Here is a 22,477-nt window from a genome sequence, read left to right on the forward strand (position 1 = left end):
GGGCGAACGCGTGCTCTGTCGCGTGCCGTACGCAGCGCAGTAGAGGCGTTCAAGGATTCAGTCAGGCAGCAGTTTTTTGCGTCGTACGGACAGCCCGAACATCGCCAGTGCAGCAATCACGATGCCCGGCGCAGAGGCCAGCATCACGCCGGCAGTGCCGGTGCCCAGTGCGAGCATCTGGCCAGCGACCAGGGGCCGCTCATTGCACCCAGGCGCCCCACCGCCACAGCACTCCCCACCCCGGTGGCGCGTACTTCAGTGCGATAGAACTGAAGTGCATGGGCGTAAAGCACGCACTGCCCACCAGTGGCGAAAAAGCCCGCTATCAGCATGCTTTCGATCTGGCTAGACAAGCCCAGAGCGGTCAGCGAAGCGAGTATCCCCACGTAAATCAGCGCCGCCAATGCCCAAGCAGGCAGGCGATCCATCAACACGCCGAGTAGCAAGGTGCCGACCGCGAAACCGATCTGCAGTGAGAACATCACCCAACTGGCCTGCTTGCCGGTGAAGCCCTGACCGACCAGCAAGCTCGGCAACCAGTTGATCAGGATGTAGACCACCATGAGGGTGAAAAAGTAGCTGACCCAAAGCAGCAGTGTTGCGGTCACCGAACCGTTGCCAAACAGCCCCTGCAAGACGGTCACCCGTGCCGCTTTCCCCGGTTGCTCGGCCTGGCTCTGGCGTAGGCGGAACACCGCTGATTCAGGCAAATACAGCCCGAGCAATGGCACGATCACCAGTGGCACCAGACCGCCGACATAGAACACCACCTGCCAGCCGCCCGAGAACCCGGCGATGCCAATGGCAATCGCCAGTTCATCTAAGTCGTAGAGTTCAGCACAACAAGCGGCCGCAATATCTGCCACGACGTCATTGGGAATCAGCCCGGTGCTGGCTTCAGTCCGCGCCAGTGCGGCCAGAACCGCACCAAGCGCTTTCACCTTGATGTTCTTCATTTTCTGTCTCTTGTTTTTATTGTCAGAAACCCACCTCTGCAGGTGGGTTGGCGCTTCGTTGGCGTTAGAGGTTGGTGGCTTGGAAAGTGATCTGGCGCCAGGTGCTATCACGACGCGACCAGATCTGAGTGGTGATCACATCCATATCGCGAAGCTCGCCTGTGGCGCGAAATTCGATGCTCTGCAATAGGCGCCCGGTGGCCACCGCTACGTCGGCGTAAACGCGCACCTGAAGGTCTTGCCGTTCGACCCGCAGGAATCGGATGGCAGTCTCGACCAGTCGCAGATAACCGTGTTTGTCGTCGACCTGGCCAGTGGCGTGGATGTGTACCAACTGGTCATCAACCAGCTCGCTCAACGCGCCGAGGTCGCCTTCCACCAGCGCCCGGCAGCGCGCATCTTCCAGCTCAATAATGGTGTTTACGATCGATTGCTCACTCATGGGTGTCTCCCTGGCTGGAAAATCGAAGGGCCGCCAGGCGTGTTCCCGCGGCCCATGCCCTGTACTCATCAGACTTCGGCGCGCACCACGTTTTCGATGGCGCCGAGCCCGTTAATTTCGACGCGGATCCGATCGCCCTTGCGAAGCCAGCGCGCAGGCTTGAAGCCACCGCCGATGCCGCCTGGAGTCCCTGTGAAAATGACGTCGCCAGGCTCCAGGGTCATGACCTTGGACAGGTGCTCGATTTGCTCAAAGCAGTCGAAAATCAGCTGATTGGTGTTCGAGTCCTGCCGCTTCTCATCATTGACGAAGCATTTAATGCCTAGTTGGTGCGGATCGACGACGTCATCAGCGGTGACAATCCACGGGCCGAATGGCGCGTGGGTGTCGAACGACTTGCCCAAGGTGAATTGCGAAGTACGCAGCTGCCAGTCACGGACGCTGACGTCATTGCCGACGCAGTAACCGAAGATGGCCGTTCGCGCAGTTTCCGGAGTGAGATGGCGACAGCGCTGCCCGACGATGAAGACCATTTCAGCATGCCGGCCTCGCACAAGGCCCATCGCGACTGGACACCTCAGCGCCTGCTCGACTGGGGCGAGCGTATCGGCCCGCACGTCCGGCAGATCGTCGAGCATCAACTGATCCACAAACCCCATCCGGAGATGGGCTACCGCTCCTGCCTGGGGCTGCTCTCGCTGGCTCGCCAGTACAGCAACGAGCGCCTTGAAGCGGCGGCCCATCGCGCCGTCCAACTGCGCGCACTCAACAGCTGCTCAAACAAGGACTCGATCAGCAACCGCTGCCTAAGGCCACCGCTGCCGCATATCCACCAAGCCGCCACGAGAACGTGCGCGGCGCCGACTATTACACCCAAAAGGAGCTGTTCAATGATGACGCAACACACCCTTAACCAGCTGGATCAACTACGCCTCAGCGGCATGGCCAAGGCGCTGGAAGAGCAATGGACACTGCCTGCCAGCCACAGCTTGAGCTTTGATGAGCGACTCAGTCTGCTGCTTGACCGCGAGCTGGCCTGGCGCGACAACAAACGCCTGGAGCGACTGCGTAAGCAAGCCAAACTCAAATGCGCCGGCGCCTGCACAGTGTTGCAGATATCGCTTGCGTTCTGCGGCCAGCGGTCCCGCACGGTGGCGTGTGCAGGCAGCATTTGAGGAGTAGAGATTCTTGAACATGGCGGACACTCCAAAGTGATGAAGGTCCACCAAAAGACGCTGCACATTATGTTGCGTCAATCACCTACCGATAACACCGAAAAAGCCAATTGGCACGGCCGGGATCACATAACTCCGATCGCGACATAACCGCCACTAGGTGTTGCAGCACATAGTGGCGGCTACAAGACCAGCTTTGAACTGGGCGTGAACGAAATTGGCTGCATGGCCCTTGCTCGACGCAAGTTCTTCGACCTGCATGCCACTAACAAGAGCCAGATCGTAGAAAAGGCCCCGCATTACCTCGCGATCCTGTACGAGGACGAACGCGAAGTACGCGACCTGGAGCCGGATTTACGCCGTCGAATACGCTAGGAAAAAGCCGTGTCGGTGATGGACGCGCCGCATGCTTGGATTATCGGTCAGCGTCGTTCCTGCCCGAAGGCTCAGCCATTGCTAAAGCTTTGGACTACAGCCTCAAACGCTGGGCAGCGTTGGTACGCTACTTCGACGATGGCGCGGTACCCATTGACAATATTGGATGAAGAACCAAATCCGACCGTGGGCGATCGGGTGATCGAATTGGCGGTTTGCAGGCTCCCAACGCAGCGGAAAACGTGCGGCTGCGATCATGAGTTTGATCCAGTCGACCCGGCTCAATGGGCATGATCCGTAAGTGTATTCGAAGGATGTGCTAAAGCGGTTACCTACGCAGCGAGCGAGTGAGATTGCGGAACTGCTGCCCGCATCGGTGGTAACCGGCGTAATTCCGCAAGGTGGGATCCCCACCCGCTTACATCGATCTTGCCAATATGGCCGGACGAGACAAGATCGTCGGCCGCGAGCCTGCCGAGGACCCGGGGCTTCAAGGATTGCGAGGGGCTGTGGTCGGGCATCCCTGACAGCAAGAGACCGCATTTCGATTAAGCGTCGTCGGCAACCTAAATATTATGGTCGTTTCACCCGGAACTGTTTGGCCTGCTCGTGCAAAGCTATGGCTTGCCGGTGAAGTAACTCGAAAGCGTTGAGCAACCGATGAAGGGACGCCGTCGCGGGTGGTCACTGAACGGCGTGAAAGTAGTTGCGCGACCGAACGGGCGGCCTGACAGGTACGGATGAAACCCGTGCCGCGATCGCTTGGGGAAACCACCCGCCGGCCATGACTGAATCAACCGACTAAATTTCAGAACGATGCACTACGCCACAAACATACCCCAGAACATGCCGACCACGGCAAACGCCATGGCCACCGTACAGCTCCAGCCTAATATCCTCAGCCCAGGGTGAATGATGAAAGGGCCCATTATTTCTTTGTGCGATGCCATCAACATCATGATGAACATGATTGGCACCGAAATTACGCCATTGACGACCGCACTCCAGATCAAGGCTTTAATCGGGTCAATCGGGGCAAAACAGATCAATACACCCAGTAAGGTTGCCGCCGTGATAATGCTATAAAACGCTTTATTTGCTTCCGGCTTGGCCGCCAAACTATTCTTCCATTTAAATGTTCCGGCCACTGCATAAGCAGCAGAGCCTGCCAGCACCGGAACGGCTAACATGCCCGTGCCAATGATGCCCGCGCTAAACAACCAAAATGCAAACTCCCCTGCAATCGGTCGCAATGCAGTTGCAGCCTGTGCGGATGTTTGAATATCTGTGATGCCATGCAGATTTAGCGTGACGGCCGTGGTTAACATAATGAAAAAAGCAATGATGTTAGAAAACCCCATACCCACCATTGTGTCAATTTGGATGCGACTAAAGCTGGCCCGCGCCTGGTTTGGCACATCAATCAGCGCCTGAGCCTTAGGGTCAGCCTCCATGTCTTCAACTTCCTGCGATGCTTGCCAGAAAAAGAGATAGGGGCTGATGGTTGTGCCAAAAATGGCAACCACCATTGTTATATATTCCGGCTTCCAGGACATGTGAGGCCATACGGTCTGGCGAACGACCTGCCCCCATGGAATATGCACGGCAAACATAGTGCCCACATAAGCCAGCAACACCAGCGTCAGCCACTTGAGCACCCGCACATAACGTTTATACGGGATGAACACCTGTAGCAGCAGCGAAGCCACGCCAAAGCCGACGGCATAGAGGTGAGCAGACCCACCGATCAGCAGCTTCAGCGCTGCGCCCATCGCGGCGATGTCCGCTGCAATATTGATGGTATTGGCAACCATCAATAGCGCAACGATGCCATATAAAAAAGGCCTGGGGTAATGGCGGCGGATATTGGTAGCAAGCCCGTGTCCGCTGACTCGGCCTATTTTGGCGCTGATGATCTGAATGCCGACCATCAGGGGGAAAGTAAAAAACAACGTCCAGAGCGTATTCAAACCAAATTGTGCGCCGGCTTGCGAGTAGGTCGCTATACCGCTGGGGTCATCGTCCGCTGCGCCTGTGATAAGCCCTGGGCCAAGTTTTTTTAGCAACGAACTGGAATGATCAGCAAGGGGTTTGGGGTTGAGCTCTTTCTTATTCTGCATTTTTTTAATTCCCAGGGGCCCCAGGACACCGCACTTAGCTTAGGGCTCTTCAAGAATAGTATCGGGGGCGTTTTCAGTGCAACTATTTAACGTTCGGCTCCTCCGGCATGAGCCATGCAGCCGATTTCGGTCACACCCAGTTCAAAGCTGGCCTTGTAGCTGCCGAAGGCATCGCGGACCAACTTGTCGTACCAGCCTTGCAGGAAGTTGCGCGCGAGCTCACAGGCGCGGCTTGGGCTGAACCGGGGCGCTCAAGTCAGCAAACTGGCTGGTGGCATAAGCCCAGACATAGGCCCGTTGGGCTTTCTTCGCACCGGGCGTCAGCATCTGTACGGGCGTTTCATCAGCGTGGATCACGCCATGCTCAAGCACCGCTTCGCGCAGGGCATCTACCAGCGGTTGCAGGCGCACGCAGCAGAACCCCCAAACCATTGGCGCCAGGGTTGAGCGGGCAATGACCATAGCGGCCCGAGCGAATATTTTTATTGGCCGGTACAAAGGCAGATGGTCGGTGAGCTTGGTCACCATGACATGGGCCAGCAGTCCCGCCGTCGGTATGCCTTTGTCTATTACGTGCGCTGGCGCCTGGATCAGTGTTTCGCACTGATTGCAGACCCATTTCCCATGGATGTAGCACTCGACGGTAGACACGCCTGGCGTGTAGTCGAGCTTCTCGCTGACGTTCTAGCCGATACGCTTGAGGGCGGAGCCGCATTGGCATTGCGTGTTATCCGGTTCGTGATGGATCAGTGTGCGCGGAAACCGCAGAGGCATCGGTGTGCGCTGGCCTTTTTGGCGTACCTCGGACGGAGTCAGATTCGGTTGCATGGCCTCCAGTTCGGCTCCGATGGCGGCAATGGCGGTATCGAGCAAGCTAGCTTGTGTCGGGTCGAACTGCCCACTGCGCTTGGCCAAGCGATGCCGTTTGAGCAGCACGATTTCGTGGGTGAGTTGTTCGTTGACTGTCTTGTGGTGATCTTGCTTGTCGAGGCTTTCGACACGCGACCTCAACTGCGCGGTCAGAGCGCGCAGTTGTTCGACGTTGAGATAATCGAAAATGTTAGCCTAAGTCATGCCACCGATTTTTCCAGAGCTCCCAAGGAGCGATGAAAGACTGATTGGATAATTGCTGCGTCAACTACCTTGAAAAACGCCGAAAGGACGGATTTCGCCCTCTCGATTGGAGTCAGCGTGTGCTTACGGCAATTCACTCAACATTTTGAGTTCCGAGCGGCTACGGTCCATTTTGCGGAATGATTCTGACCGCCCACCCCCTTTAAAGATATCTGAGCCGCTCATTGAGCATTCAAATCTCCGCGGTGCTCATATTACGCTACGCAAGATAAGGTCTCGGAGGTCGGCCAGAGCGTTTGCATCTGTCTTGTCCAGAAGAGACATGGCGGTATGGGCATAGCTTATCTCGCTCTCTATAAGTGCAAGGATAGTCTCGAGCTCCGGAGTCGTTTTTTTCCCAATATCCTGCATCAACGATTTATTGTCGATGACATCAGTAACACCATCGAAGGCCACTCCGCTGGATACGGTCACAGTGCCGTAATTGCCCGTTCGTTTACCAATGATCAGAATTTTGAGTGAGTTATAGGTCGTCCCCAAACCGTGTTTCACAAATTTATCCAAAGTTTTCTGAATTTTCGGGGCTCGGCGATCAGAGGTGACTTGCACAGCCAGCCCGATATTCTGGTCGGCTAGGTCAATTGCCGCAGCATTCAGCTGGCTATGGTTAAGGTTCACAAGATCGTACCCGTAGACCAGATTGAGTAACCGCTGGAAGAAATACTCAGCCGCGATGTTAAGGTCAAAAAAGTGCTGTGTTCCTAGGACCTCAACAGATGCGCTAAGGTGGGTAATGTGGTGCGTGATCTCCTTGATCAGCAGTTCACGTTTCAACATGGCATTCCTAAAGTCGTGGACAGGTGTCAGCATGCGGAGTCTAGTGCTGGCAGAGACGATGCTTCATGGTCGATGCCTCACGCCGTGCACACGTGCCGGCTCACTCTCAGCGCCAGAGCGTAGCATGCCTCGACCTGAAAGCTCATAGGGGTAAAAACTTAGAGCACCAAACTTATAAATTCCCCGTTGCCTTGTCAGATACGCTCTCATGGCAAAGGTTTGAAATGCAACTTTTCACCCCGAAGGAAGAGAATGGATGCCTAGGCCAGAAATTCCAAACATGCGGGTGTGGCCGCGCAATTTGAGCACGGGACAGGGCGGTGGTATGTCTACATCTCAGTATGGTGGCATGTCGACTTCGCAGTACGGTGGTATGTCTACGTCCCAATATGGAGGTATGTCTACCTCACAATACTGAGGTCTATCCACGTCTCAGTACGGCGGCCTTTCGACATCCCAATATGGAGGACTTTCCACATCGCAGTACGGCGGACTCTCCACATCCCAATACGGTGGTCTGTCGACTTCGCAGGGCGGCGGTATGTCGAGAGCCTCAAACGATGTCTATATGAGCAATATCCCACCCTGGCCGGTATTTCTTCGCGAGCTGGAGGCGCGTGGTTACCGAGCACAAGCAGATCTAATCCGCGGCCACCTACCCGTCTTCTTGTGGCCAGAAAATTTTTTCAATTAAGGTCAACCGTCTTCACTTCTTGGGAACCAGAGGCGATTGAACGATATTGGCATGCTCACTTGATCGTACAGCCAGCTGTGGCAAACACTCGATACGACAGCTTCGGATAGGTGTGCGGTAGCGTATGGATACTTTCTTTGAGCGCAATCGGGCGCGACCTCACAGTTGGCTGGGGACGCCACGTCCCTCCATTAACGCCTTCTCAATGACGAATGCCTTATGGAGTAATTGCTTCATCATGAGGCCTTATCATTTATTTACTGGCCATGTGCGGGAAGCAAAGCTTTGTTTTTTTCACAGAATCCAGGAAAGCTATGTGTTGCAGCCTATTGTTTTATAAAGTTTTTCATAATCATTGAGTCAGTTGTGTATTACTTCTGCGTACTTTCCTCTTGGCATACATTTCCAGCAATCGACGCTCGAACCGTCTGATCATGTAAGACCCGTCCCGGGCAGCTTCGGCTCAGATTTCGTTGACAGGCACCCAGATCAAAGCGCCAGCCGGCTACCGCTGCGGCGACAAATCACCCCTTCGATCCTGCTAACGATCTATATCTACAGCTATCTCAACCGCATCAAGGCCGGCGCAGCGAACTTCGCCTGCGGGGTATCGAAGGACTCTATAGATCTCAGAAATTACCTGCATCGTTGCGTCTTCGATCGTTCCTTCATTACGGCATAAAACCCAGCCGTGATCTGCAATCGCTCGCTCGAACGCCTTGGTACAAGCGACATGTTCTTCCAGCTTATGGATCACAGTACTGCTCAGCCCACGCCGTCGTGCTGCTGCTCTCGCCCATGAAATATCAGGGGCGGTGACAACCCCGACATGCAGGTCTGGCACTCGCACGTTTCGATCAACGTTCAACTGTAGAATCTCTGCAAACGGGACTATCCGGCGAAACGCGGCATCAGACGGGTACCAGCGATCGATCAAGATGATGCTGCCTGGTGGCTGTTTAGGCAGTACGTGCTGGGAAATCCAAGCACGGCTATCAGCAAAGCGCTCACAAACCCCCAACTCCAAATCCCGGGTGGGATTTCTGACGAGTTTGTTAACGAGGGCCATTGTTTCAGCCCTATAGGGATCGCTTTTTTTCTCGCAAAGTCGGATCACCTTTTTGTTGTCTGCCCTCAGTACTTTCGTAACGGCCTCCAACAGTGTGGTTTTGCCGGCTCCCTTGGGCCCATCTAGAGAAACAAACAGCGGACGATTCATTCTTCACATAACGATTGATATACGGTTTTTTTGCCCTGTTCGTTCGCTGGAACCGCTTGGCGCGACTACGCGAATCGAGTGGATGGCCCTTACGAACAGACATTGATGAACACTCTAACCTGGTTTCTGGCTGACGGGTCTCAAAAACCAGGGTTACAGCTGCTTATGAACATCGGTCATCGCCCATAAGTTAAATGGCCGCCCCCAACCGTTCTTCTGGCCAGCCTTGCGACTCTGAAAAGTTGAAACTTTTCAGAGTCGCAAGGCTCTCAAGTCGACGAATCATGCCGCCCGAATATGTGCGAACCCATTTCGATGCCATGTCATCGAGCCCCGCAAACGACAAAGCCTCTTTCACTCGAGCTACACGTCGAGCGCCGCGCAGGCCATGCAACGCAGAAAGATTTAGGTTCTCAGTGACGGTCAACACCCCCTCGGCCAACACATCTGTGGTACCACGAAGACACTTATTTTTTTGCCCCAAGTGTCGAAATGTAGTTAGCGACTGCTATAGCATCCGCGTCAGACAGGGCATGAGTGACCTGCTTCATCATAGCGCCACGGGGACGCTGGTCGGTCTGTTGAAAAACCTTGATCTGACGGATCAGGTAGTAAGCATGCTGACCCGCAATGCGCGGAAACTGACCATTGCCCTGGCCATCAGCACCATGGCAGGAGTTGCACTGAATCACGCCTGACGCGGCCACGCCGTTATGGAAAATCGATTCTCCGCGCGTGTCAGGAATGCCAGCGTCGGCCTTCATAGGACTTTGGCTCGAAAAATAGTCTGCGAGTTCGCCTATCTGAGTCTCGTTCAAATGGGTAAATCCCCACATGTACTGAGTACCACTTTCATCGCTTCGTGCATGGCCCTTGAAGTCCGTCAACTGCAACTTCAGGTACTCCCTTTGCTGGCCCGCCAGCTTCGGGAACATGGGCGAGATGGACTCGCCTGTCAGCCCGTGACACATGGAACAAACCTTGGTCGCCATGGCAACGCCAGACAGGGTCGACTGCTTCTCGGGCTGCCCCTTATCAACGCCCGTGCAGCCTGCGAGCGCAGCCACACAGAGCAAAAAAATGAAACTTGATCGCTTCAAGGCATCCGTCATGTCAACGTTCTCCGTTTTTTTACGTCCCTGCTCTCGACAGGTCAAAGCGCATACCACATATAAAAATAGGTTGTATTGTTGTCGATGGCATTACGACCATTACCGTCGTAGTTGTTCGTTGCGCCCAAATAGCGGGTGAAATAGTTGTATTGAAGCCCGACCCGCAAGTTCTGCATCGGCAACCAGAAAACCTCTGGCGTCCACATCCGCGTATCCGGCGAAAAGCTCGCACTGTCGGGGTACGCCGTAGCGTCCGCGCTGCCATTGACGTTGGTATAGGCCAAGCTCGCACCATACTTGTCGTGGTACACATAACTGCCCTTCAATTTGAACGATCTGAGCGAAGCTGGCCCGTCATAGAGCGTATGGGTGTCATCACTGATCCCCTCCTTGACATACCGCATCTGCGCAGTAAACGCGTGAGGTTCAAGGAGGTACTGGTACTGGGCATCAACGCCTACATCCCGGTATTCGGTGCTCCCCTGGCCATAGATCGGATTGTTGGAGTCATCCATGGGAAGAATCTTGGCATTCATCGCGAAGGCACCCACCATCACATTCTGAGCGCCCCACTCGTGCGTATAAGCCATCCTCAGATAAGGGCTTGAACCGTCCATGTAAATCAATGGATGGTAGGTGTCTCCCTTTTTGTTACCCAGGCTCAGAAAAGACCACATATCTTTTGCTGTTTGATAGGAGGTCAGTTCCACATAAAATGACTTGTTCAGGTAGGCATAAGCGCCGATGCCTGCAACTTGCTGGGCCAAAGCCCCTTCAATCATCGTGGACGCAGGTGTACCGTTAAACGCTCCCAGTGTTGAACTGACATACGGATAGCCCCACGCAGGCGTACTGTTCCAGACATCCTGAACCGTGGGGTTGTTATGCAGCGTGATACCCCAGATAAAATCATGTGCGGCATCGACTTGGCGATCCGCGTAACGCAAATCGAAATTGTCTGAACCCAGGTGCCCTACCCAATTGCCGGCGGCATCCTGATGGTCATACGAACTGTAGGTGAACTGGGCAAAGCCACCAACGACGTCGGTAATTTTTCCGCCGACGAACACACTTCCATAGTCCAGTATGAGTTGCTTGTCTTTGGGTGAAATCAATCCACCCGCCCCGTCGCTGTTGTTCCGTGTAGCAGTGAGATCGCCAATCACCATGGCTGCGAAGGGATTGCCTTGTGTACCATTGGTGTAACCCGTCAGTTTGAACAGGCGGCCATAAGGTGTCAGTTCAGGAAATTGACCGCCTGCATGGCAAGCCACGCAGCTTTGCCCTGTTTGGCGTGCATAGGAAGGAAGCGCCTGGACCGACTGGCAGAACACCAGGAACAATAGCGCTACTAGCGTTGCTCCTGGTTGCCTGATCGATCGAAAAAAACATGAGCATGCAGCGAGCAACGACCCCGCCAATCTGCCTTCCTTTGCATACATTTCAATTCCCCCAAAAAAGAAGCTGTCACAGGGCATAACCTTCATTGGAGCCTAGTCGAAAGCGCACCATTCACAATGGTTAGCCCGAAGAACCGCAGGCTTAAGCACGCACATTATAAGAACCGTCGGTGACCGTGTCGGGAGACACGCCGAAACGCGTAGTCAACTGCGTTCCCAACTTACGTTGATATGATTTTCGTCGTCGCTGTAGTGATAGTGCGAACTGCCTTTATAGGCGTTGTTGAGCGCATGACCTATACGGCTGGCAAGGTGTATACCCGTGGTCGTCACTTCGAGGCCATCATTCACTTCAACCACTTTTATGATGCGTTCCTGAGCATGTTCAGCTTTTTCCACGCCCTCGGTGTGATGGATCAGATTGACGATTTCCTGTTGATGGTCGTGCAAAAATTTTCCAGAGAGCGTCAAGGTGCCTGCTGGCCTATCGTCTGCAATGCGTCGACACGCAGGGCAAATAGTCTCCTCCGCATTCCCGACAACGGTGATCTCAGGGATATGCCACGTCCAGTTACCTTCTTGATAGCGTGCGCCGCACTGTGGACAGAGCGCAGCACCACTGACATGTTCCATCCGATAAGGATCATGGGATTTTTCTTTGAAAATCTTGTCCTTCTGGCTCTTCTGGTATTTGTCCATAATCTTGCCCCCGATAGTGAGCTTGAGCTTGAGCTTGAGCTGTTACTGCTTACAAATTTCAATGTGTCCTGTTGCACCACTGGGCACCTTGATCTTTGTCAACGTTGATGACGATTTGCCCAACATTTTTTGAACGTTCGTCATTCATGCGCAGACAGGCGACGTTAGACGGTTGTGTAAAGCGTATGAAACACGAACCTGCGTACGGTTGCGCTCTCCTCAGCTTCAATCGCTGGTACTTGTCTTTTCGCGATATTTACCCCTTGAAAATATCGAAAGGCTCGATTTTGAGTATCTTACGTATGCCCACATAGCTGGAAACCCCAGCGATCAACAGGACCATGCCAAAGGCCAGTCCCAGGTTCCAGAAGGTGATGATGGCCGCATAGTTGGGTAAATTGGACCGCGCGATAGAAATCATCAACGTGACCAAACCAATGCCCAGCCCATAGCCGGTCATCGCGGTAAAAGTCGCCATAAAAAGAATCATATAGATCAGTTCGCGCCCTTTCGCACCGATGGCTTTCAATGCCGCGAACTTGTCCAGGTTTTCGAGAATGAAGGTGTAGAAGGTCTGTCCGGAAATTGAGAGTCCAACGAGAAAGCTGATAATGGTCATCATCAAGATGTTGACGCCCACCCCGGTTTTGTGGTGGAAGCCGCCATGCTGCGTTCCTCAACCACCGGCACCAGTTTCAGCTACGCCTTCGATATATTGTTCGTAGTGTTCGGCTTGATGTTTGTGGTGCATGTCTATGGCGCACTGAAACGAATCCAGCCGATGACCGAAACACTGGAAATTGGTTTATGGATGATTTTGTTAGTTCTCAACACCCTCTTCTACCCCACGACAGCGATTATCCTCTAACATTTTTTTAAATGGCCGATTCAACTCATGCTGGAGCCTTGTGCAATCTTTTTCACCTGCGTTTCAAGGTATCGCTGGGCAATTCCTTGAACAACGCGCGATAGCTGCTGGAAAACCGGCCAAGGTGCCAGAACGACCAATGCATCGCCACCTCGGCAACCGTCGTCTCCGTGGCCGTACGGCTGAGCAGCTCGCGGCGAGCGCTGTTGAGTCGACGCAAGCGTAGCCAATGCGTTGGCGCCATGCCGGTATAGGTTTTGAAGGCATGCTGCAGCTGACGCAGCGAGACGTTGGCGACCTGGGAAAGCTCCAGTAAATTGAGGTTTTCTTCAGGGGCGTCCGCCGCCCATTCACCGATCCGTTCCATGATCATTCGTCCTCCTGCGCGGCGCTGCAAAGCGCCTCGATCAAGACAGACGCAAGCGTTGTCGAGAATGTACAGGCAGTCGTCCAATAGCTGCTGGGTCAGCGCTTCTTTACTCGGTGGATCGACAGTGTGTGACAACCGGGTCAGGGTTCCGCTCAGCCAGCGGCTGAACAACGCGTTCTGCCCCGAGTTGAGCGGCGCCATGAACAGGCCTTCAAGCTGCTCGACATTCAGGCCGTGGCGCTGAACGAACTCAGGGCCAAACACCACGGCCACCTCCTGATAGTTCTCCGGCGTGATCCAGATGTTGCGACTTTCGCCATTCAGCACATACAGCGCGTTGTCACTGCGATCGAAACAGAATGCCAGCGAACCCTGGGGGGCGGCGAAGTTCTGCTCGACGCGGGTGTTCATGCACTCCTCGTAAATTTCTACCCCTTGCAGGTCCAGATAGCGCACCAGTCCGGCGAAATTCCCAGGCGACATCTGCTGATAGTGCTGCACCCAACCGGGGGTCGCACGCACCTGTTCGGCGACATCGGCGGTGTTGAAAGCCTGGACGTGGAAGGGATTTGACGCTGTCACTGGGTTCTCTTGGCGCACCTTTTTGGTGCGCTCTTGTTCTGTTTAAAGTGGATAGATGGAACTGAGCTCGTCGCCCAAGATAGTCGTCAACGCGCTGCAGGGGAAGTCTCTGACCGCTTGTGCGGGATGCGGATGCCAACCCTGGCGCTGATAAAACCAATAACGAGGTCTTTATGGATGCCCCTTTCGATCAGCTGTCCTCATGGCTGAAAGAACACAAGATTACCGAAGTAGAATGCGTGGTGAGTGACTTGACCGGTATCGCTCGAGGCAAGATAGCGCCCACCAATAAGTTCCTGAATGAGCGAGGCATGCGCCTGCCGGAAAGTGTGCTTTTGCAAACGGTAACCGGGGACTTTGTCGACGACGACATTTACTACGACTTGCTCGACCCTGCCGATATCGACATGGTTTGCCTGCCGGATGCTTCGGCCATGTATGTCGTGCCTTGGGCGATCGAGCCGACCGCCATCGTCATTCACGACACGTTCGACAAGCGTGGTGATCCGATCGAGCTATCGCCCCGCAACGTTCTGAAGAAGGTTCTTAAGCTGTACGCCGACAAGGGCTGGCAACCGATCGTGGCACCCGAGATGGAGTTCTACCTGACGCAGCGCTGCGATGACCCGGACTTTCCGCTCAAGGCGCCACTGGGCCGCTCGGGGCGTGCCGAAAGTGGTCGGCAATCATTCTCTATCGACGCCGCGAACGAGTTCGATCCGCTGTTTGAAGACGTCTATGACTGGTGCGAAGCTCAGGGCCTGGACCTGGACACGTTGATCCACGAAGACGGTCCGGCGCAGATGGAAATCAATTTTCGTCACGGCGATGCGCTGGATCTGGCCGACCAGATCACAGTGTTCAAACGCACCCTGCGCGAAGCGGCACTCAAGCACAACGTCACCGCAACCTTCATGGCCAAGCCGGTGGCAGATGAACCGGGCAGCGCTATGCACTTGCACCAGAGCGTAGTGGATCTCGCCACCGGCAAGCCGATCTTCGCCGACAGCGACGGAAAAATGAGCGAGCTGTTCCTGCACCATATCGGCGGCCTGCAAAAGTACATTCCGAAACTGCTGCCGATGTTTGCGCCCAACGTCAACTCGTTCCGACGCTTCCTGCCGGACACGTCCGCGCCGGTTAACGTCGAGTGGGGCGAAGAAAACCGCACGGTTGGCCTGCGCGTACCCACTTCCAGTGCTGAGGCAATGCGCGTGGAAAACCGCCTGCCAGGTGCCGATGCCAACCCTTACCTGGCCATTGCCGCGAGCCTCTTGTGTGGCTACCTCGGTATGATCGAACGCATAGAGCCGAGCGCTCCGGTGCAGGGTCGCGCCTACGAACGACGCAACCTGCGTTTGCCGATCACCATTGAGGACGCTCTGGCGCATATGGAAGACTGTCCAACCATCGAGCGTTATCTGGGGACCAAATTCGTGCGTGGCTATGTTGCGGTCAAACGTGCTGAACACGAGAACTTCAAGCGGGTAATCAGTTCATGGGAACGCGAGTTCCTGCTGCTGAGCGTCTGATCTCGATTGCTATACGATCATCGAAAATAACAATCCAAAGGGGTGTCAACATGCGTCGTTTGAAATCAGTCTTTCCCGTAACGCTTGCGCTGTTATGCAGCATTGGCGCACAGGCGCAGCCTAGCGTCAGCGTGTACAACTGGACCGATTATATCGGCGAGACCACCCTCGCCGACTTCCAGGCGAAAACGGGCATCAAAGTCATCTACGACGTATTCGACTCCAATGAAACGCTGGAAGGCAAGCTGCTCGCCGGGCGCACCGGGTATGACGTGGTGGTGCCTTCCAACCACTTCCTGGCCCGTCAGGTCAAAGCCGGTGCCTTCCTCAAACTGGACCGCACGCAGTTACCGAACTGGAAAAACCTCGATCCTAAACTGCTGGCGTTGCTGGAGAAGAATGATCCGGGTAATGAGCACTCAGTCCCGTACCTGTGGGGCACCAACGGCATTGGTTACAACGTCGACAAGATCAAGCAAGTGCTGGGCATTGATCACATTGACTCGTGGGCAGTGCTGTTCGAACCAGAAAACCTGAAGAAGCTCAGTCAGTGTGGTGTGTCGATGATGGATTCGGCCGATGAGGTGTTCCCGGCGGTTCTCAATTACATGGGCATGAATCCAAACAGTTCCAATGTAGAAGACTACAAAAAGGCTGAAGCCAAGCTGCTGACGCTGCGACCCTACATCAGTTACTTCCACTCCTCCAAGTACGTATCGGATCTGGCCAACGGCGACATCTGCATTGCGTTCGGCTATTCGGGGGATGTGTTTCAGGCAGCGAATCGAGCAAAGGACGCGAAAAACGGCGTGAATATCGCTTACTCGATTCCCAAAGAAGGCAGCAACCTCTGGTTCGATTTGCTGGCCGTTCCCGCTGATGCCAGTAACGCCAAAGAAGCCTACACATTCATCAACTACCTGCTGGATCCCGAGGTCATCGCCAAGGTCAGTGCCGCGGTCGGTTATGCCAACCCCAACCCTGCGGCCAAGCAGTATATGGAGGCTGAACTGGTGGACAATCCAGAGGTTTACCCGTCCCAGGAGGTGCTGGACAAGCTGTATATCTCGACCACACCAACACCGGAAATCATGCGTTTGATGACGCGTTCCTGGAGCAAAGTGAAGTCCAACAAATGAACGAAGGAAGCGCCATGACCTTGTCGGCGGAACATGCCCGCTCGTATTACCTTGCCTCCGCCAACGCCATGCCGCAATACCCCCGACTGGCGTCGGACCTTGAAGCCGATGTCTGCGTGATTGGCGGCGGCTTTACCGGTGTTAACACCGCCATTGAACTGGCCCAGCGCGGGCTTTCGGTGATTCTGTTGGAGGGGCGACGGATCGGCTGGGGCGCCAGTGGCCGTAACGGTGGACAGTTGATTCGCGGCATCGGACATGACGTCACGGGCTTTGCCCGGTATGTCGGTCAGGAGGGCGTGCGTTATCTAGAGCGCGCAGGCATCGAATCGGTCGAGGTGGTGGGCAATCGTATCCATCAGCACGGCATCGATTGCGACTTGCGTTGGGGCTTCTGCGAACTGGCCAATACACCCGCGCAGCTCGCAGCGTTTCAAGCTGAGCAGGCAAGCCTTGACGCACAGGGTTATGTGCATGAAACCCGTATCGTTTCGGCTCAGGACATGCCGCAAGTGGTGGGCTCCGCGAGGTATGTCGGCGGTCTGGTGGACATGGGTTCCGGTCATTTGCATCCGCTCAATCTTGTGCTCGGCGAAGCACAAGTTGCTGATTCGCTGGGGGTACGCATTTTCGAGCACAGCCCAGCGTTGGAGCTGATCCATGGCAGTACCGTGCAGGTTCGTTGCGCAACCGGTACGGTACGCGCCGGGAGTCTGGTGCTGGCGTGCAACGCGCACCTGGAGGAACTGGAACCCCGCCTGAGCGGCAAGGTGCTACCGGCGGGCAGCTACATTATCGCTACCGAGCCCTTGACGCAGTCGGTAGCCGCCCAACTGATCCCGCAAAATATGGCGTTGTGTGACCAGAAAGTAGGCCTGGACTATTACCGGCTCTCGGCTGACCGGCGCCTGCTGTTCGGCGGTGCCTGCCACTATTCCGGGCGTGACCCGACGGATATCGCGGCCTATATGCGCCCGAAGATGCTCAAGGTGTTTCCACAACTGGCTGAGGTGCGCATCGACTATCAATGGGGTGGCAAGATTGGTATCACCGCCAATCGTTTCCCTCAGGTTGGACGCTTGTCTCAGTACCCGAATGTGTTCTATGCCCAGGGCTATTCAGGCCATGGTCTCAACGTCACTCACTGGACCGCACGCCTGCTGGCCGAAGCGATTCATGCCGGGCACAGTCAGGGTATGGATGTTTTCAGCGCAGTGCCGCACATGACCTTTCCAGGCGGGCGGGCTTTGCGCACACCGCTCCTAGCGCTGGGAATGTTGTGGCATCGTCTACGTGAAGTACTCGGGTAAGCAGGAACCGGGCAGCACAGCTGAGCACAAATGGCGGAAGGCAGCCGGAGTCGAACCTGCCCGGGAACGGATGCCGCCCCCAACCGGGTTTGAAGCCCGGCCGCGCCACCGGGCGCGATTGCCTTCCTTGAAATCAGTCTCCGGGACTCTGCGCCAGTGCATTGTCCGGGCGGATTCGTCGCTGGTCGCCGAGCCGGCGGGTCAAGCCAATACGGTCGAAAAACTCAAGGATCTGGATACTGCGCTTGCGGCCGATGCCCACTGCATCGCGAAACGCGGCTGCCGGGATGACTGGATTATCTGCGGCCAGTAGCAACAGCATAGTTGCCAACTGGCGCACCGTGGCGTCGGTGTAGAACAGGTCGCGTACCACTTGATGGACCTGCCCCAGCCGCGCCAGTTTGCGCAGGAGCAAGCGCACGGCGGCTTCGTCATGATGAGTCGCGTTGGCCAGATCGCGCACCCAAGGCGGATCGAAATTCGCCTGTTCGAACAGTGGCTGCAACTGCTGCCACAAGGTCGCGTCGTCTTCACTCAGGCGCACCTGATGTTCGGGCAAATGCAGCCAGGGTCCACTGGCTGCAACGGTACCGTTGGCCAGCAATTCGTCGAGCAGGCTGATGAAGGTCGGTCGGTCCAGGGGCATGGCTGCGAACCGGCGCAAGCGATCCCGGTCTGGTCCCAACTGGTCCGGTTCGAGTTGGTGAAAGCGAGTCAGCTGTTCCAGCAACAGACTTTTCAAAGCCTGCCAACGGGAAGCGCTGAACAACCGCGAGCCTTGACGCGTGGCAATCACGAGGACATCGGCCGGCAATTGCCATGTGGCGCGCAGGCGATTGAACTGGCGCTCCAGGCGTTGTGGATCGAGCCCGGCGTCGCTGTTGGCAAGCAGCGTCGGCAAAACCTGTTCCAGGCTGTCGGTGTCGGCCAAGGCTTGCAGCTGTGTCAGCCGAGCCGGACTGCGACGTTGGCGCGCCGGTGCAAATGGGTCGAGCACCCGCCCCCCGCCAAGGGTACGCTGGGCGCTCTGGTCGCGCAGAACCAGGCGATCACCCTGCACTGCCTGCACGGGCGCATTCACCAACAATTGCGCGAACATTCGATGACCCGGCGCCAGGCTTTCTCCTTCCAGCAATGCGATCCGGGCCGTGACATCTTGAGTGCCCAGGTGTATATGCACCGGGCTGAAATGGGTGAAGGCGGGTGCCTCGCTGGCAAGCAGTTGCATCTCGATGTCCAGGCGTTGGGTCGGCGCATACAGCCACTCGGCCAATAGCCAGGCACCACGATGGATCTGCTCCAGCGCCAGGCGCTCGGCGCTCAGGTTCAACGCCACCCGCTGCCCGGCACAGGCCTCGACGGCAGCCTGGTTCTGCACATGCAGACCGCGCACCCGCACGGGCTTGCCGGCTGGGCCCAACAGCAGTGTGTCGCCCACTGTCACCTGTCCGGCCAAGGCAGTACCCGTCACGACGATACCGGCCCCGGCAACACTAAACGCGCGATCAATCGCCAGGCGAAAACCGCCATCGGCACTGCGCTGCTGAACGTCACGCTGTGCCTTCAGCAACGCCTGACGCAGGGTCTCGATTCCCTCCCCAGTCAGACTCGACAACGGGATCTGCGGCGCACCGGCATAGGGACCTAATGCCAACAACGTTTCGACTTGGGCCTGTACCGCCTGCACCTGGGCCGCATCGACGCGGTCACACTTGCTGATCGCCACCAGCGCCCGAGGGATGCCCAGCAGCTCGATGATCGCCAAATGCTCGCGGGTCTGAGGCATCACCCCGTCATCCGCAGCCACCACCAGCAGCACCAGATCAATGCCCTGGACACCCGCGAGCATGTTGTGGATGAAGCGTTCATGACCGGGCACGTCGATAAAACCGGTAAGCGCCGCCCCAGACTCCAGCGCCGCGTAAAGGAAACCCAGGTCGATGGTGATGCCACGCTCGCGCTCTTCCCGGCGGCGGTCACCGGACTGGCCGGTCAGGGCCTTGAGCAAGGCGGTTTTGCCATGGTCGATGTGCCCAGCAGTGCCGACGATCACCCTGCCCGGCCCTCCCCTTGCAGTGAGTCAAGCTGGGCCAACCAAGCCGTCTCGTCGTCCAGTTGGCGCAGGTCCAACCATAGGGCGTCGTCATCGATGCGCCCGAGCACCGGAATGGGCAAGGCCCGCAATGCCGCCTCCAGACCCTGCAGCCGCCGCCCGCGCAGCCGTTTGGGCGCGTGCGGACTCAGACACAACGCGGCGCTGGGCAATCGGGCCACCGGTTGGCTGCCGCTGCCGATCATGCTCAACGCGGGCAACGCAGCCACGGCCCAACCGTCGCCCAATACCTGGGCCAATAAAGGGCGCAGGCGTTCGGCCTGGGCGAGGATATCGGCTTGTGGACGGGTGAGCAGGCGCAAGGTGGGCAGCCGTTCGGCCAGTCGGTCGGGGTTGCGGTACAGACCCAGTACCGCTTCGAGGGCGGCCAGGGTTAGTTTGTCCACACGCAACGCACGCTTGAGCGGATTTTTCTTGATCCGTGCGATCAAGTCCTTGCGGCCCACGATCAACCCAGCCTGGGGACCACCCAGCAACTTGTCACCGCTGAAGGTCACTATGTCGGCGCCGTCGATCAGCGCCTGGCGCACGGTGGGTTCTGCGGGCAGGCCCCAGCGGGTCAAGTCCAACAGACTGCCGCTGCCCAGGTCTTCGAGCAATGGCAAGCCGTGGCGATGGGCGAGTTGCGCGAGTTCGGCGGTCGGCACCTGAGCGATGAACCCCTGAATGCTGTAATTGCTGGTGTGCACGCGCATCAACAGGCCGCTACGAGGGCCGATGGCGGCTTCGTAGTCACGGGCATGGGTGCGGTTGGTGGTGCCCACTTCATGCAGCCTGACCCCGGCCCGGGCCATGATGTCGGGAATGCGAAATGCGCCGCCGATTTCGATCAGTTCGCCACGGGAGATAATGCCTTCTTTACGTGCGCCTAGACTGTTGAGCGCCAGCAACACGGCAGCGGCGTTGTTGTTGACCACCGTCACCGCCTCCGCGCCGGTCAGCTCGCGAATCAACCCTTCGATCAAGTCGTCGCGGTCGCCGCGCTTACCCGTTTGCAGGTCAAATTCCAGGTTGAGCGGATAGCGGGCAGCCTGGTGCACGGCCTTGATGGCTTCCTCCGGCAACAGCGCCCGACCGAGGTTGGTGTGCAGCACGGTGCCGGTGAGATTGAACACCCGTCGCACCCGACTGGCGTGCTGGCTTGCCAGGCGCTCGCCTGCCCTGCCCGCCAATACCTGCGCCGTGAGTTCTATGGCGTCAAGTTGGCCCCGTTGTACCGGTTCACGCAGGTCATCAAGCAATTGCCGCAGGGTGGCGAGCAATGCGTCGCGGCCATACCGTTCTGCCAGTGGCTGGCAGGCGGGACTGCGCAGCAGGCTGTCGATGGAGGGCAGGCGCGAGACGCTGGAGGCAGGATTGGGCATTCAGGGCTCCGGGAACGACATGGGATTGCTGACTCCATAGGGTCTTTGTGGGAGCTGCCGAAGGCTGCGATAAGTCTGAAGAGCAGCACTGAACTGACGATTGATCGCAGCCTTCGGCAGCTCCTACAGGGGGCCGTGCACACAGGTCATCTGAGTGTAGCCGCTGTGCTCAACCTCCCCCAGTCGCGATCATCAGGTTCGGTGCTGGGCGTTGGTAGCCTTCCACGTCCAGGCGCATGTCCAGCATTAGACTGATCAAGTCCGCCGAGAGCGCTTCGGCGTCGGCATCATTTTCCAGGTAGAGCAGTTTCAGGTAGCTGTTGCAGCCGGGGCAGATCTCAGCCCGCAGTGGCGCCTGGTTGGCTGCGTGGCGGTCATCTTCGAAGCTGACGTATTTCAGACCCTTGCTCTGTTCGCAGTAGATGCATTTGACCCGCACCACATGCCATTCGCAGGCACACAACGAACACACCAGGTAGCGCAACCCGTTGTACTTGCCACGGTGGCGAATCACCCCGGCCATGGCTGGCGAACCGCAGGCCGGGCATTGGCCGAGACTGTCGCAAGGTTTCAGGTTCAAGGGTGGCATGTTCAACAACCAGTGACTCCAGGCGGCCTGCAAGGCGGCGCCGAGAAACGGTACCAGTGCTGCGGGCACTCCCTCAAACTGGCCGCTGAGCAACGCGATGGCCCACGCCTTGCGCTGCCCGGCACTGGCGTTGTGCAAGGTCGCAATGGCTTTTTGCACCGGCGGCTGGGGCGGTGCCTGGTAACGCATCAGCAAGGCATCCAGATACGGCTGCCAGCCGTCCTCGCGCACCAGGCTGTCGGCGGCCAGCGGCGGCAAGCCATGTTCCTGGCATACAAGCAGGCGTTCGGGGTCTGGGGCTTTCGTCGACGGCGGTTGGTCCAACACGCTCTGTTGGACGCGGCAAAGCGTGGCGATCAGTGTCAGATAGTCGGCCAGCGGGTGCCCACTGGCCAACTGCTCCAAACGTTCGGCACGCAAGGTGAACAAATTGTGCGGTGGCAGGTACAGAAACGGCGGCGCGCTGGCTGACGCTTCGATCTGTCCGGGCTCGAGTATCGTGCTCAA

Annotated in this window: 17 protein-coding genes, 1 tRNA gene and 5 pseudogenes; 7 read left to right on the forward strand and 16 right to left on the reverse strand. The window is 56.8% G+C overall.

Going from position 1 to position 22,477, the window contains the following annotated elements:
- Positions 1-57 precede the first annotated feature (57 nt).
- The 3 genes and pseudogenes from AC1ME2_RS00135 to AC1ME2_RS00145 all read right to left on the reverse strand — a co-directional run.
- Positions 58-815, reverse strand: a pseudogene (locus AC1ME2_RS00135) (MFS transporter); the annotation flags it as partial.
- Positions 816-1,020: 205 nt separating this feature from the next.
- Entirely contained in the window at positions 1,021-1,398 is a 378-nt protein-coding gene (locus tag AC1ME2_RS00140) for a nuclear transport factor 2 family protein (protein ID WP_480438535.1), read from the reverse strand.
- A gap of 68 nt (positions 1,399-1,466) precedes the next feature.
- Positions 1,467-1,931 carry a fumarylacetoacetate hydrolase family protein gene (locus tag AC1ME2_RS00145; RefSeq protein WP_480438536.1) on the reverse strand — a complete coding sequence of 155 codons (465 nt, stop codon included), beginning with the start codon at positions 1,929-1,931 and terminating at the stop codon, positions 1,467-1,469.
- Between the two features lie 6 nt (positions 1,932-1,937).
- On the opposite strand from AC1ME2_RS00145, the pseudogene AC1ME2_RS00150 reads away from it, so the two are divergent.
- The 3 pseudogenes from AC1ME2_RS00150 to AC1ME2_RS00160 form a co-directional block, all read left to right on the forward strand.
- A pseudogene (locus AC1ME2_RS00150) lies at positions 1,938-2,398 on the forward strand (IS21 family transposase); the annotation flags it as partial.
- Positions 2,340-2,501 (forward strand): annotated as a pseudogene (locus AC1ME2_RS00155) (ATP-binding protein); the annotation flags it as partial. The pseudogenes AC1ME2_RS00150 and AC1ME2_RS00155, both read left to right, overlap by 59 nt.
- A gap of 252 nt (positions 2,502-2,753) precedes the next feature.
- A pseudogene (locus tag AC1ME2_RS00160) lies at positions 2,754-3,318 on the forward strand (IS66 family transposase); the annotation flags it as partial.
- 451 nt (positions 3,319-3,769) lie between these two features.
- Here the strand turns inward: AC1ME2_RS00160 and AC1ME2_RS00165 are convergent.
- The 8 genes and pseudogenes from AC1ME2_RS00165 to AC1ME2_RS00200 all read right to left on the reverse strand — a co-directional run bounded on the left by AC1ME2_RS00165 (position 3,770) and on the right by AC1ME2_RS00200 (position 12,725).
- Positions 3,770-5,068: an NRAMP family divalent metal transporter gene (locus AC1ME2_RS00165; protein WP_480438539.1), complete on the reverse strand. Its 1,299-nt coding sequence runs from the start codon at positions 5,066-5,068 to the stop codon at positions 3,770-3,772.
- 104 nt (positions 5,069-5,172) lie between these two features.
- A pseudogene (gene tnpC, locus AC1ME2_RS00170) lies at positions 5,173-6,127 on the reverse strand (IS66 family transposase); the annotation flags it as partial.
- Between the two features lie 264 nt (positions 6,128-6,391).
- On the reverse strand, positions 6,392-6,979 hold the full coding sequence (locus AC1ME2_RS00175) for an SMEK domain-containing protein (protein WP_480438542.1): 588 nt from the start codon (positions 6,977-6,979) through the stop codon (positions 6,392-6,394).
- A 1,235-nt stretch (positions 6,980-8,214) separates the two neighbouring features.
- A complete protein-coding gene (locus AC1ME2_RS00180) occupies positions 8,215-8,892 on the reverse strand; it encodes a dTMP kinase (RefSeq protein WP_480438544.1) in 678 nt (225 codons plus the stop codon).
- A gap of 467 nt (positions 8,893-9,359) precedes the next feature.
- Entirely contained in the window at positions 9,360-10,049 is a 690-nt protein-coding gene (locus AC1ME2_RS00185; RefSeq protein WP_480438547.1) for a c-type cytochrome, read from the reverse strand.
- Positions 10,046-11,446 (reverse strand): cytochrome C, encoded by a 1,401-nt coding sequence (locus AC1ME2_RS00190; RefSeq protein WP_480438548.1) that lies wholly within the window; start codon positions 11,444-11,446, stop codon positions 10,046-10,048. Before AC1ME2_RS00190 ends, AC1ME2_RS00185 begins: the two co-directional genes overlap by 4 nt.
- 162 nt (positions 11,447-11,608) lie before the next feature.
- Entirely contained in the window at positions 11,609-12,103 is a 495-nt protein-coding gene (locus tag AC1ME2_RS00195) for a BCAM0308 family protein (RefSeq protein ID WP_480438550.1), read from the reverse strand.
- A 256-nt stretch (positions 12,104-12,359) separates the two neighbouring features.
- The gene (locus tag AC1ME2_RS00200) at positions 12,360-12,725 is read right to left on the reverse strand and encodes an FtsX-like permease family protein (RefSeq protein ID WP_480438551.1); all 366 of its coding nucleotides are present in this window, start codon (positions 12,723-12,725) and stop codon (positions 12,360-12,362) included.
- Positions 12,726-12,767: 42 nt separating this feature from the next.
- On the opposite strand from AC1ME2_RS00200, the gene AC1ME2_RS00205 reads away from it, so the two are divergent.
- A complete protein-coding gene (locus AC1ME2_RS00205) occupies positions 12,768-12,971 on the forward strand; it encodes a hypothetical protein (RefSeq protein WP_480438552.1) in 204 nt (67 codons plus the stop codon).
- Positions 12,972-13,023: 52 nt separating this feature from the next.
- Here AC1ME2_RS00205 and AC1ME2_RS00210 read toward each other — a convergent pair whose 3' ends face one another.
- Entirely contained in the window at positions 13,024-13,923 is a 900-nt protein-coding gene (locus AC1ME2_RS00210; protein ID WP_480438554.1) for a helix-turn-helix domain-containing protein, read from the reverse strand.
- A gap of 173 nt (positions 13,924-14,096) precedes the next feature.
- Between AC1ME2_RS00210 and AC1ME2_RS00215 the strand changes: the two genes are divergently transcribed.
- From AC1ME2_RS00215 to AC1ME2_RS00225, 3 genes are read left to right on the forward strand one after another with little or no spacing between them, the layout of a single operon-like run.
- The gene (locus AC1ME2_RS00215) at positions 14,097-15,455 is read left to right on the forward strand and encodes a glutamine synthetase family protein (RefSeq protein WP_480438556.1); all 1,359 of its coding nucleotides are present in this window, start codon (positions 14,097-14,099) and stop codon (positions 15,453-15,455) included.
- Between the two features lie 50 nt (positions 15,456-15,505).
- The gene (locus AC1ME2_RS00220; RefSeq protein ID WP_480438558.1) at positions 15,506-16,594 is read left to right on the forward strand and encodes a polyamine ABC transporter substrate-binding protein; all 1,089 of its coding nucleotides are present in this window, start codon (positions 15,506-15,508) and stop codon (positions 16,592-16,594) included.
- Complete coding sequence (locus AC1ME2_RS00225; protein WP_480438559.1) at positions 16,591-17,904, forward strand: NAD(P)/FAD-dependent oxidoreductase; 1,314 nt, start codon at positions 16,591-16,593, stop codon at positions 17,902-17,904. The genes AC1ME2_RS00220 and AC1ME2_RS00225 overlap by 4 nt, the downstream gene beginning before the upstream one ends.
- Positions 17,905-17,935: 31 nt before the next feature.
- On the opposite strand, the gene AC1ME2_RS00230 is transcribed toward AC1ME2_RS00225, so the two are convergent.
- The 4 genes from AC1ME2_RS00230 to fdhE form a co-directional block, all read right to left on the reverse strand.
- A tRNA-Sec gene (locus tag AC1ME2_RS00230) sits at positions 17,936-18,031 on the reverse strand.
- Positions 18,032-18,037: 6 nt separating this feature from the next.
- Positions 18,038-19,957: a selenocysteine-specific translation elongation factor gene (gene selB, locus AC1ME2_RS00235; protein WP_480438561.1), complete on the reverse strand. Its 1,920-nt coding sequence runs from the start codon at positions 19,955-19,957 to the stop codon at positions 18,038-18,040.
- The gene (gene selA, locus AC1ME2_RS00240) at positions 19,954-21,381 is read right to left on the reverse strand and encodes an L-seryl-tRNA(Sec) selenium transferase (RefSeq protein WP_480438563.1); all 1,428 of its coding nucleotides are present in this window, start codon (positions 21,379-21,381) and stop codon (positions 19,954-19,956) included. Before selA ends, selB begins: the two co-directional genes overlap by 4 nt.
- Positions 21,382-21,550: 169 nt before the next feature.
- On the reverse strand, positions 21,551-22,477 hold the full coding sequence (gene fdhE, locus AC1ME2_RS00245; protein WP_480438564.1) for a formate dehydrogenase accessory protein FdhE: 927 nt from the start codon (positions 22,475-22,477) through the stop codon (positions 21,551-21,553).

The sequence above is a fragment of the Pseudomonas sp. ASL9 genome, assembly GCF_056680335.1.

What these genes read in the sequence shown, in the direction of transcription:
- AC1ME2_RS00140 (WP_480438535.1), bottom strand. Translation starts at nt 1,398, where the DNA reads ATGAGTGAGCAATCGATCGTAAACACCATTATTGAGCTGGAAGATGCG.
- AC1ME2_RS00145 (WP_480438536.1), bottom strand. Translation starts at nt 1,931, where the DNA reads ATGGTCTTCATCGTCGGGCAGCGCTGTCGCCATCTCACTCCGGAAACT.
- AC1ME2_RS00165 (WP_480438539.1), bottom strand. Translation starts at nt 5,068, where the DNA reads ATGCAGAATAAGAAAGAGCTCAACCCCAAACCCCTTGCTGATCATTCC.
- AC1ME2_RS00175 (WP_480438542.1), bottom strand. Translation starts at nt 6,979, where the DNA reads ATGTTGAAACGTGAACTGCTGATCAAGGAGATCACGCACCACATTACC.
- AC1ME2_RS00180 (WP_480438544.1), bottom strand. Translation starts at nt 8,892, where the DNA reads ATGAATCGTCCGCTGTTTGTTTCTCTAGATGGGCCCAAGGGAGCCGGC.
- AC1ME2_RS00190 (WP_480438548.1), bottom strand. Translation starts at nt 11,446, where the DNA reads ATGTATGCAAAGGAAGGCAGATTGGCGGGGTCGTTGCTCGCTGCATGC.
- AC1ME2_RS00195 (WP_480438550.1), bottom strand. Translation starts at nt 12,103, where the DNA reads ATGGACAAATACCAGAAGAGCCAGAAGGACAAGATTTTCAAAGAAAAA.
- AC1ME2_RS00200 (WP_480438551.1), bottom strand. Translation starts at nt 12,725, where the DNA reads ATGATGACCATTATCAGCTTTCTCGTTGGACTCTCAATTTCCGGACAG.
- AC1ME2_RS00205 (WP_480438552.1), top strand. Translation starts at nt 12,768, where the DNA reads ATGCTGCGTTCCTCAACCACCGGCACCAGTTTCAGCTACGCCTTCGAT.
- AC1ME2_RS00215 (WP_480438556.1), top strand. Translation starts at nt 14,097, where the DNA reads ATGGATGCCCCTTTCGATCAGCTGTCCTCATGGCTGAAAGAACACAAG.
- AC1ME2_RS00220 (WP_480438558.1), top strand. Translation starts at nt 15,506, where the DNA reads ATGCGTCGTTTGAAATCAGTCTTTCCCGTAACGCTTGCGCTGTTATGC.
- AC1ME2_RS00225 (WP_480438559.1), top strand. Translation starts at nt 16,591, where the DNA reads ATGAACGAAGGAAGCGCCATGACCTTGTCGGCGGAACATGCCCGCTCG.
- selA (WP_480438563.1), bottom strand. Translation starts at nt 21,381, where the DNA reads ATGCCCAATCCTGCCTCCAGCGTCTCGCGCCTGCCCTCCATCGACAGC.